Source organism: Caldalkalibacillus thermarum, from assembly GCF_014644735.1.
In the GTDB taxonomy this organism is placed as follows: Bacteria; Bacillota; Bacilli; order Caldalkalibacillales; family Caldalkalibacillaceae; genus Caldalkalibacillus; species Caldalkalibacillus thermarum.
The window spans coordinates 1-11,007 of sequence record NZ_BMKZ01000064.1 but is presented as its reverse complement, the minus strand read 5'-3'; the positions used below and the strand labels follow the sequence as shown (position 1 = coordinate 11,007).

At 39.0% G+C, this 11,007-nt stretch carries 8 protein-coding genes; 2 read left to right on the top strand and 6 right to left on the bottom strand.

All coding sequences use genetic code 11. From position 1 onward, the window contains the following. Positions 1-490 (top strand): helix-turn-helix domain-containing protein (locus IEW48_RS15595; RefSeq protein WP_188624567.1); only part of this gene is annotated, 490 nt, incomplete at its 5' end. Positions 491-639: 149 nt separating this feature from the next. Here the strand turns inward: IEW48_RS15595 and IEW48_RS15590 are convergent. From IEW48_RS15590 to IEW48_RS15565, 6 genes are all read right to left on the bottom strand, one after another. Beyond that, the gene (locus IEW48_RS15590; RefSeq protein ID WP_188624566.1) at positions 640-1,539 is read right to left on the bottom strand and encodes a hypothetical protein; all 900 of its coding nucleotides are present in this window, start codon (positions 1,537-1,539) and stop codon (positions 640-642) included. Continuing rightward, positions 1,539-4,151, bottom strand: coding sequence for a restriction endonuclease subunit S (locus IEW48_RS15585; protein ID WP_188624565.1), 2,613 nt, complete (start codon positions 4,149-4,151; stop codon positions 1,539-1,541). The genes IEW48_RS15590 and IEW48_RS15585 overlap by 1 nt, the downstream gene beginning before the upstream one ends. A gap of 14 nt (positions 4,152-4,165) precedes the next feature. Then, the gene (locus tag IEW48_RS15580; RefSeq protein ID WP_188624564.1) at positions 4,166-6,391 is read right to left on the bottom strand and encodes a DEAD/DEAH box helicase family protein; all 2,226 of its coding nucleotides are present in this window, start codon (positions 6,389-6,391) and stop codon (positions 4,166-4,168) included. 147 nt (positions 6,392-6,538) lie between these two features. Continuing rightward, complete coding sequence (locus tag IEW48_RS15575) at positions 6,539-6,784, bottom strand: hypothetical protein (RefSeq protein ID WP_188624563.1); 246 nt, start codon at positions 6,782-6,784, stop codon at positions 6,539-6,541. A gap of 209 nt (positions 6,785-6,993) precedes the next feature. After that, positions 6,994-7,260, bottom strand: coding sequence for a DUF3006 domain-containing protein (locus IEW48_RS15570; protein ID WP_188624562.1), 267 nt, complete (start codon positions 7,258-7,260; stop codon positions 6,994-6,996). After that, positions 7,257-9,245, bottom strand: coding sequence for a cell wall-binding repeat-containing protein (locus IEW48_RS15565; protein ID WP_188624561.1), 1,989 nt, complete (start codon positions 9,243-9,245; stop codon positions 7,257-7,259). The genes IEW48_RS15570 and IEW48_RS15565 overlap by 4 nt, the downstream gene beginning before the upstream one ends. A gap of 1,053 nt (positions 9,246-10,298) precedes the next feature. Here IEW48_RS15565 and IEW48_RS15560 point away from each other — a divergent pair. Next, on the top strand, positions 10,299-10,697 hold the full coding sequence (locus IEW48_RS15560) for a hypothetical protein (protein ID WP_188624560.1): 399 nt from the start codon (positions 10,299-10,301) through the stop codon (positions 10,695-10,697). The last annotated feature ends 310 nt before the right edge of the window (positions 10,698-11,007 follow it).

Below are 11,007 nucleotides of genomic sequence, written 5' to 3'. Positions count from 1 at the left end.
GGACAAGCGTGTGGTTCAGTCCTATGGAAAAGTGATAACTAAACGGGAACACACACCCCTTGTACATATGGTACATGGAGACGAAAAAGATACACCCGGAATACGGCTTAGAAAGGCTCGATTGGAGAAAAATTTATTTTTGCGTGAGTTGGCGGAACTAACCGGGCTAACCCCTGAAAATATCAGAAATATCGAAAAGGATGTATATGAGTGTAAATCGGGGTTGAAAGTTACAACAGCTAAAAAGTTGGCCAAAGCACTGGATAAACCCATCTGGTATGTTGGATTTTACGATAAACTCACCGAAAAAACACTTGGCCAAAAGTTGAAAAAGGCTCGCCTATATCATGGCCATACACTGGAAGAGGCAGCAAAATATTTGGGCGTTGATGAGAAAACCATTAGAAATTGGGAAAAGGATAAAAAGTCCCCACGGACTGATATGTTAAAAAGGTTGAAGAAATATTTGGAGATATTGATAACAGAATAACTTTAAAAGCAAGATGATTCATCTAACCGGTGACAGTTATCATTTAAAACACAAGAAAACCATATTGTAAATAGCTAGTTTTCAAAGAGATTTAGTGAAAATTGTTCAATTGAGCTCGACGCTCACAACACAAAAGAAACACTGGGGGTTTATAACATCCCAGTGCTTTTAAGCTCATCCTCAGACAGTTTCAGCCTGCATACAAAACATTTGCCTACAGTTATAAATTGGCCGCTTTGGTCTTCTTCCGAATCCGAGTAGAGCTTTAACACACAAAAAGATACATTACCACACGCTGGACATTCCATACTGTCGCGTACAATCTCCCTTTCATCATAGGAAGAACGGATGTTGATTTTTTTCCTCTCCTCAATTAATTCAGGATTTAGCTCGCTATATTCTTCCTTCTTTTCCCTTAATTTTTGGCTTAGGGTATCAGACTGCTGCCTTGTGAGTTCTTCTTCCTTTGCCTTAAGTTTCTCAAAAACAGTCTCATTAAAAATGTCTTCATATTTGTGCGCATCAGATACTTCCTGAATCATTTCCCGGATAAAGGGTAATATTTCATTAAGAATAAACAAACCTTCATCCACAGGGTTAAAATAATACTCGAAATAGTGGACAATATTATTGCGCATGTTGCCTAATCGAACTAGGGCCGCTTTTCTTCTGTCCCGCTCTTCGCGAATTCTTTTCAATTCGTGCTTATCCGTAACAGCCTCGTCCTCTTCAATGTTTAGATTAAACATCGCTTCGTATCGTGAAATAACTTCATTGTACGGAATGGTAAGAAAGGTCTCGCGCCTTTCTTTACGGGTCATAAGGTTTTGTCTCGACTGGATATTTTTAACTTTATCCTGAAGCTTCTTAAACCTGACCAGATGTTCTACACTGTTATTTTTATCCAGCACCAGCACATCGTCAAGCTCACATAAACGCTGTTTCATAAGCCGCTCAACGGCCACAGCAAATAGTACAACCGACAGCTCAAAATGCTCGCTGTCAATAAAATATCTCAGCGCTTCGGACAGGATAACCGAGGTGTGCATTACTCTCCAAACACCTCCCTGTCCAGAATCATTTTTATGGTCTGTTTTGCGTTTTCCTTTAGCCTTCTGATATTGGTCAGCGTTTCAAACTGAACGTTAAGGAAATCCATTATTTTCTGCTGTTTTTCAATTGGAGGAAGCGGAACTTTCAGTGAACTTATTATACTTTGTGATATATAGGGCTGACCTGTCACATTTGCATATTTTCCCAAATCTTTGCTCAGGAGAAAGTAATAAAGATATTTGGTTTTTAGTTTGTCCTTGTTGGTAACAGTAACAACAATAGCATTATCGGTTACCCAAATTGGCACATCATAATAATGCACATTTCCACAGTAAGCTCCAACTCTGCCAACCACAATAGTTTCACCAAACAGTAATTTATCGTTATTATCAGTATATCCATAAATACCGTTGCTACCACAAACTGGATATTTTCCTCTGTTAGAAACAAGCGTATTTGAGATGCTTATGCCATTTCGTAACGCTATTAGTTCACCTAACTCCACCCATTCCCAATCTCCTTCAAAAATACTGTCGTCGATTCCAGCTTCAAGAATGGTCTTTTCCATAGCATTGCACTGCTCAATAATAGCCTGCTGCTTATCCAACCGAGCAACCAGTTCCTGTTGAAAGGGAAGAGGTGGAAGAGGGATTTGGATATTGGCCAGATCATTCGGGTAAACATGAGGTTGCCCTGCTCCTCGTTGGAGCTTATATAAATCTTCTTGACGCGATTTAAGTATATAAAAAATATATTTAGTTAATGCTTTTTCCTCATCATTAGACTTAATTGTTGTACAGTCGGAGGCAAATATTGGAATATCGAAATAGTTGACAAACCCAGCATAAGCACCTGAGGCACTGACGGTAATTATGTTGCCGTCTCTATTGCTTTGGTTATGGTAATATGCAGGCTCCTGTCCTCCAGCTATCACAGGTACATTGCCTTCAACTGTATCAGCTTTAGTTATGGAAGTTCCTTTTTGAATATCACATATTTCCCTTAGACTAACAACCTCCCACTTCTGCTTTCCTTTTATCGTCTTCCTATATAGCCCCGGGTTAAGGTTATAATCTTTCGCCTTGATTTCCTCAATCGTCGCCGCCCAGCAGAAATCATTATCTATAAAATCAGGCAGTTCCTTTGTTGGGTTATTAAGCCAATCTATCCATCTTCTAAACACTTCCACCGCTTTAGGCAGGTTCCCACAAGGCGGCTCGTAAATGTTCGGCTCATCACCCTGAAAAGCTCCGTTAATTGGCCTTCTCTGGGTCGTTAAGGTAAATCCGTCATCTTTCACATCAACAAACAGTACCTGCTTTGTGGTGTAAGCATTTTGTTTCTTTGTCTCATTCCATTCTTCTTTTGTGGGTTTTTCAAAATACAGCACTGTCGTTTTGACACCGGAATACGGCTGAAAAATGCCTGCCGGCATGGAAAAGGCAGCTTTCAAATCAAACTCTCGTAAGAGCTTCATGCGTATATTCTTGAATACAGAAGAATTGTCAAACAGAATCTTGTCCAAGATTATAACTACTGCTCTGGAATGCTTTTTAGCTGGTTCAGAAGGTCTCAACGCTGCCATAATATGCTGGATGAACAATGCTTCGTAGCGTTTGGCATGGAACTCAAAAGTGCCAACCCGCGACTGAGCAAGTGGACCATATGGTGGGTTAGTTAACACTACATCATACTTTTCTTTATGTTCTAACTGTGCTCGATTGTCTAAGCTGTCAGCCTCAAAGAGGTTGGATTTACCGTCATTGTGCAATATCATATTCATAAGGGCAAGCTTGTAAACGTCTGGAGCCTTCTCCACAGCATAAAGAGACTCTTCCTTCAGTTTTCGGTAAAGCATTTCAGCTTCATCAAATTGAACCCCATTATATGCGGCAGTAGACTCGTTAACTCTCATCCCCGCTTTTACAAGATTATCAATTTTGCCCTTTACTACTTCGAAGGCACGCAGAATAAAGCCTCCCGTACCAGCCGCAGGGTCATATATTTTTTCCCCAATTTCCGGGTCAGCAAGTTCCACCATGAAATGAATGATGTGGCGAGGAGTAAAATACTGACCGTACTGTTTTTGTTCGCCAAGCTTTTGAACAACAAATTCGTATGCTCTGCCCATAACGTCAAAATTTTGTTCAAGCTCAAGGTCTTTCAGCCGTTTTATCAATTCTTTAATGGTCGGGCTGTACCTTATACGCCATATATGATTTTTAAATAGCCGTCTGAAAAGGCTTAAATCCCTGCCATCGTGGTCCTTAACTTCGGCCAGTTCGGAAAATATGTTTCTAACATAATCGACTATAGTAAACTCTCCATTGTCAGTCTTTACGGTTTTTCCATCACTTGCCAAAATCTTTTCTGCCCATGTGGAAAACCTCAGGTGATTTGGTAAATCAGGCACAAATTTAGTTCCATCCAAACGGGCGAGTTCTTCTCTTTGTTTTTCTCTCTCGTCAAAGAGCTTTAGAAACAAAAAATAGCTAAATTCTTCCAGATACTCGGTGGTTTTGAGAGTATCGTCTCGAAAAATATTGGCAATATCCCAAAGCTCAGAACCAAGCCTGTGAAAATCTACTTTGTTATTGTTTTGCGCCATTAATATTCCCTCCGTTACACATCAAGAAATGATACTGCTTTTATCTCGTCATAAAGCTGAACAAATTTGTCCAGCGAACCGAATAGTCCCTTTATCCGGGCAATTCCACCCTTTTGTTGAAGAAGCTGGCTGTTAGAAAACTGGGTAAAGGTAAGAGCGGGATTGCGTTTCTTAAAATCGTAGAACATCATAATAAATTCCACTTGTTCATCGTTCAAATGCTTTTTCTCCTTCAAATGAGCAATAACAGCATCCCTGTTCTTTTCTTCAACAGTCTTAAACCTTGTTTTACCAAGGGCGACATCAATAAAATCTTTGTAAGTGGCAGTGACTTCGCCGTAAATATCCCTTAAGGTACTGATGTCAAACCCAAAAGCCTCAAGATATTTTTCATCAACCGGAATACCAGGATTCAAAGCTTCCCATGATAAAACTGCCTGAACAAATCTTTCTTTTAAAACCGTCTTTTCTTTAATAGCTTTAAGTTGCGGCTCAATTTGCTTTCTAATATGCTCAAAAGCAGATGAAGTAACAATTTCTGACTTGACTATCCAGACGGGGACATCAGCAATCACCATTTCGATTTTTTCAGTTTCTTTAGGTTCCTTACCCTCACCATCTTCTTTATCTGAAGGCATCTTTTCACCGTCAGAAGATACCTCTGTTTCTTCAGTGCTCTCTATTATTTCGTCAGTTTCTAAAGTTTCATCAGTAACAACCTCTTCAATACCTGCAAGGTCAACAAAGTCGATAAGTTTAAAGCTTTCCTTTGTCTTGCCGTGTTCTTGCTCGTTACACTTACGAGTGGCACGTCCTTTCATTTGAACATAGAGAATTTTTGACTTTGTGGGCCTAGCCATTACAAGAACTTCGATGTCAGGAGCATCAATACCGGTGGATAGCATATCTACGGAAACGGCAATACGAATTTCACTGTCGATTTCCTGAAACTTTCTAATCAGTTCAGAGGCGTTTCTCACCTGATTATGTATTACAACTATAAAGTCTTCTGCTTCGCTTGAGTCCTTTGGGAGTTTGTTCAGTTCGTTGTATTTTGTTATCAACGCATCGCGCAAATGATTGGCATGCGCTATGCTTGCCGCAAAAACCAGTGTCTTTGGAATCGTATGCGTCTGCTCATATCCTATTACTTCAAAATATTTTTCGGCTATTAATTCATTCCTTCGCGGGACATCCACACGTCTGCCAAGGTCTTCCGGCTCAAAGTCAAAACCCATGTCATGAATTCCGCTGAGGTCTACATTGGTCAGGAACTTATATCTCTCGGTAAAAGCCAGTATGCCGTCTTTAACTCCCTGATAGTAGCTGTATCTGAATACCGGCTCTCCAAAATAATCGTCGGTACTCTGCGTTTCCTTATCAGAAGGAGTTGCTGTTAACCCTAAAACTTTGGCCTTGCCAGTCCTGAAATGCTCAATAACCGTGTGCCAATCTCCAAAATATGACCGATGGCACTCGTCAAGAATTACCAAGTCAAAAAAATTATTCGGGTATGCACGATACTTATCATTTACATACAAAAACTGAATTGTTGAAACAGAAATATCGTTATATTTATCCTCTTTTGTGCCGGTCAAGCGGTTTATTTTAAAGGTATCACCTAATACCTTATTGAAAGAACGGACTGTCTGTTCAGCAAGAGAATCCCTATCTACTAAAAATAAGACGCTCCGAACAAGGCCGACTTTGTAAAGCTTCCCAATTATTCCCGCCGCTGTTATCGTTTTTCCTGTTCCGGTAGCCATTTCGATATAGGTTCTGTCTCTACCTAATTGAAATGCGCTTACCACCTGTGAGACGGCAATTTTTTGATAATTCCTTAAACCCGCCAAAAGAATATCAGTTTCCGGGTTTAGAAAATCTTTTATCTCGGCATATGTCATTAGCCTGCTGATTTTTTCTGGTCTGGTATTGGCTTTAAGATTTTGACGGTAAAACGTTTTGCCGTCTGAGGCAAAAATCAGGTAGACCTCTTTACCGTGTTCGTTTAATTTCTTGGCGTAATTTTTTGCTTGCAGCAAAGCCGCATTCAAATCCATCCCCTGCTTTTTTGCCTCAATAATTGCAACGGGCAAACCGTTCACTAATACGGCATAGTCCGCTCGTTCTCCGCTCGGTATCGAATACTCCTTGGTTATCTGAGTAAAATCAGCCAAATTCCAATTCAAAGCTCTTAAATGTTCATCAATCAAAGACTTTGCATTTTCCTCTGTATTCATTCATTTTCCTCCCCGCGATAACTAAAACATCCAACCCAAAAAATTGCTGGATGTCCTTTATCTACATATTACTTAAGAATCATACCCACATATATTCCATCATTTTGTGTATTTCTTACCTTTGTTTTTGGGTCAACTACCATCTTCCTAATACTCTGGTAAGGATGTAAGAACGTATTTAATCTCAAAAATTGACTTATCTTTATTTTGTTCCGTTTTATTTTCCACTTTTCGATTAAACCACAATACAACCCCCATATATACGGCAATTAGATAAAAAGAGTCAAAATCGTTTCCTTTCATCCACTCAACAATAACTGTCCAGATAAAAACTATAAACCAAATATAGGACAAAATGACAAGCGTTGAGCCACGCACATATACTTGTTTCATTTAATTAATTCTCTTCCTAATTAGGTAGTCATATTTTACTAGTTCGACAGGTATCTGTTTGTTCCTGCCTTTCTTCAAATACAACCTGATTTTTATTCTTATAGCAGTTTATACGTCCATTACTTGATGGATAACAAAAAACAAAAAGCACACAATTTCACTCCAGGTGTGCCTGTTCCTTTTTAGGGTTTACCAGCCGGTTTAGTAAATTATTTTTTCTTAAAGTTACTCTTTTTCTTTTCCCTCAGTTTTGCTAATTTTGCGCTGATCCTTTCTCTAGCCCTCTCTGTCTCAGCCTCATTAATTTCTATTTGAGTCACTTTATCACCGTCAAAGGTAACCTTTAACCAAGTCCCTTCTTTTGCCCCTAAAGGAAGCAGATGGGAGGGGATGATGATTTCCCTCTCATCATCCCCGATTAAAATCACAGCGTGTTTGTTATCTACTATACGGTCAATGACACCTTTTTCAATCAATTTGTTTCATCCTCTTCTGGTGGGTGTACGCATGCAAGCCCCTGGTCTTTAATGTCTTGTAATCTGGATGGTCCAATACCATCTACTCGCAACAAATCGTCTAAGGAGTAGAATGGACGGAGTTCAATGATCTGTTGTGCTCTTTCTGGACCGATATGAACAATTTGCTGTAATTCCTCAAATGAGGCTGAGTTAATATCAATGCATTCGACCGGGATTTCAATCTCGCCACCAACTTCAGTATTAATTTCATAGGTTTTACCATCAGTTTCAACAATGACTGTACCATGGACGTCGGTTCCATACAAGGCTATACCCATGTCCAGTATCCGCTGAACCACTTCTTTATGAGGATGGCCGTATGGATTATCTTTACCCGCTGAATAGATTATGATTTCGGGCTGAACAGCTTCAAGAAATTCCTGAGTGTTTGATGTGCTAGATCCATGATGACCAGCCTGGAAGATATGAGCTTTCAAATCATGTCCTCGTTCAATCATGGCTTTTTCTGTCTGTGCCTCAGCGTCACCGGTAAACAAAAACTTGATATCTCCGTAAATGGCCCGGAGACTGATAGACCCCTCATGGAAATCGCCAGTGAGTTCATCTGGGTTGACCACTTCGATTGTTAGAGAACCGATTTCATATACTTCACCGGCACGAGGCTCGTTGTAATTTGCACCAGATTCGGCAATAGCATCAATCACTCTTTCAAAGGTTAAGGACGTATGTTCATCCCCAGACATCCATACTTCTGTCACTTCAAAGGTATTTAGAACCTTATCTGCTTGCCCAATATGATCAGCATGTGGATGTGTTAAAACTAACAAATCAATAGATTCAACACCAACAGATTGTAAATACGGCACAACATCATTTCTGTCATGTCGGCCAGCGTCAATCAGAACAGTAAAGTCTGGGCCTTGTAGGAGTGTAGCGTCACCCTGACCCACATCAATAAAGTGCCCATAAAGTAGTTCTCCATCAGGATCATCTTTGGGAGGTAGGGTGTGATCTGGGCGCAATTGTTCAGCTACTTTTTGACCGACAGCACCCGGGCCTCCAAGAATGATGGCTTCTCTAATTGTTTCAAGTAAAGGTTGAACATGTTCTGGAACTCTCTCTTTAGCGACTAGCAGGATTGGTGAACCTTCTTTGGCTGCCAGAGCAGCACCGGTTAACGCATCTGCGAAATCTTCACCCGTTGCAACAAAAGACTTTGAAGTATCTAAACCAAATTCTTCAATGATTTTTACCGCGGTTTCATATCTGTTCTGACCAAAGATTCTCTTAGCGTTGGGCAGCTCAACAAAAACTTCTTCACCGACAGCCTGAGTACCACCAATGACATAAGTTTGTCTTACGCCTTTAAGCGGCTCTTTAGTTTCAGTAGGAAGTTTATCTCTTTGAGTGAGTAAAATTGGGATTCCTTCTTTTGCAGCATAAGGCGCAACGGCTAATGCATCTGGGAAGTTCTGCCCACTAGCAATGATAACAGTTTCTTTATCATAGCCAAGGCGTTCGGCGATCTTAACGGCGGTTTCATATCTTGTGTTGCCGTAAATACGTTCTACTTCAAGTTGAATGTTCTTTAGCGCATTCTCAACCTGCTTTGAAACAGCACTTTCACCGCCGAGAATAATTACTTTTTTTGCTTTAAGACGTTGAATCTCCTTTTTTGTTACATCGGTTAACTCTTTCCCTCGTGTCAGGAGGATTGGCGCATCGTACTTATAAGCCAGTGTCGTCCCTGCTAAGGCATCAGGAAACCTTTCTCCTGTGGCCAAAATGACTGTTTCAGCCCCATCGGGCCAGCCGGCTTTGGAAATTTCAACAGCAGTTTCATATCGGTTCTGGCCAGCAAGACGATCTGGTTCGCCTGATACGTGAGTTCCAGCTAAAGTTTCGAGCGCTGGAGTAAAGACTAAAATAAAGACCAAAAATAATGTAACAATGACTGAAACATGTCGGTTTTTAAAGAACATAATACGAATCGCCTCCTATTTTTATATTTATGTATTTTGTAGACATAAGGATTTAAATGTTGTTTTTTATCCCCCCTTCTCTATTCAATTTAAGTCTATGATTAACTAAAAATCATGAACTGCAAATAAATTACCATTATATATATACCTTAATTTTCACCATAAGCGTTTTTTCGAAAGAGTACACGACTCACATTTGAATCAAATATGGAATCAAAATGGGATAACATAAAATGCAGCAACTTTAAGGAAGTTAATGCTATGATCTCCATGGTGCATCTACTTACAAATAATAGGGTGTTTTTGTAACCCCTACAAAATCATCATTTCGTTATCATAATAACACGTTATTTTGACACAAGGATGTCACCGAACAATTGTTCTAATAAAATTTTTTGTTTCTTTTATAAGTTGCTAACCGTGCATAAACAATTAAACCATATCACTGGTCAGTCTAAAGGGAGGACACAGAAAGATTCATATCCTTTTCTGTTCCCCCGCTAATAGCAAAACAGTCTTACTGGCTACAATCTGTTATTTCCGTTTTATGATCCTTCTCCCTACTCTACACACGCCATTCCCTGCTGTTTAATATTCTTAAGCCTTCCTTCTCCTGTTCCTCTCACTCTAATCAGATCATCTACCGAGGAAAAGGTGCGTAGAAGGTTTGCTTTGCTCATTCTTCTCCATTATGGATTATCTTCATTAATTCTTTAATTCTTTCTTTTAGGCAGTGTTAATATTTATGCATACACTTTTTATTAAGGGCTGACACAATTCAGACGATTGAGTAAGATCAGTTGTTGGCGTTATTCCAATCTATCTATCTCTATCGTTACTCAGTTTATTTATGGTATAATTTATCTAAGTTTTTATTCAAAATCCTGGTTACTGATTACAAGCTGAAACTGAAAACGGAATTTCACAGTATTATAAGGAGCATTTCTCTAATAAAAGAATTTGAAGTTTGATAAAGAAAAGATCCCTCTTGGTATAGTATAGGGCGTCAATGCATCGACCCCGAATTTAATAAATTACCAAGGAGTGGTAATTATGACTCGCTTACGTTGGGATAAAGATCGTAGTGGTGCTGGATATAGGACCATTTATATCAATCAAAAACCTTTGGAAATCACCCTAAAAAGAAAAGAGCCCGGATTTAATTATTCACCAAAAGAAGTACAAATGTATTCTCCGAAAACATTAAAAAAAGGAAAGAAAAAAACATCTCAAAAACACAAATTAATTGATAATAATATTGAGCAGAAAGGCAAAAAAATTATACGAAAAGATGAACCAAATAAACAAAAATCCGTGAGCCGAACAGCAATTAAAAAGTCTAAAAAACAAGAATTAGGTAAATTAGCCGGTAAAATTATTCAAAGAAGATTAGGGAAAAAATATAAAAATAAGCATAAAAATGTTCATATAATTCAAATAATCGATGAATGACATACTTAAAAAATCTGTTAGATTTTCCTTTAACGCAAGGAAAAGAAAGGAGCAATACCTATTGTTTAATCTCCTAAGCTTTGCACAAAAACTCTTTCCTTTCCTTGTACTATTAACTTTTCTTGAACGAAATTACTTGGTACTTGAATCCTTCATTAGTTAGTTCTTCTTTTAAAGTATTTAAACTCAACTTTCGCAGACAGAAACACCGAGTAAACCCTTGATATAATTGGGCAAACTCGACAAAAACTGATCGAAAAGCTCTTGAAACTTCTCTTCCGTAAGAACTAGAACTTCCCGTACCGCAGAT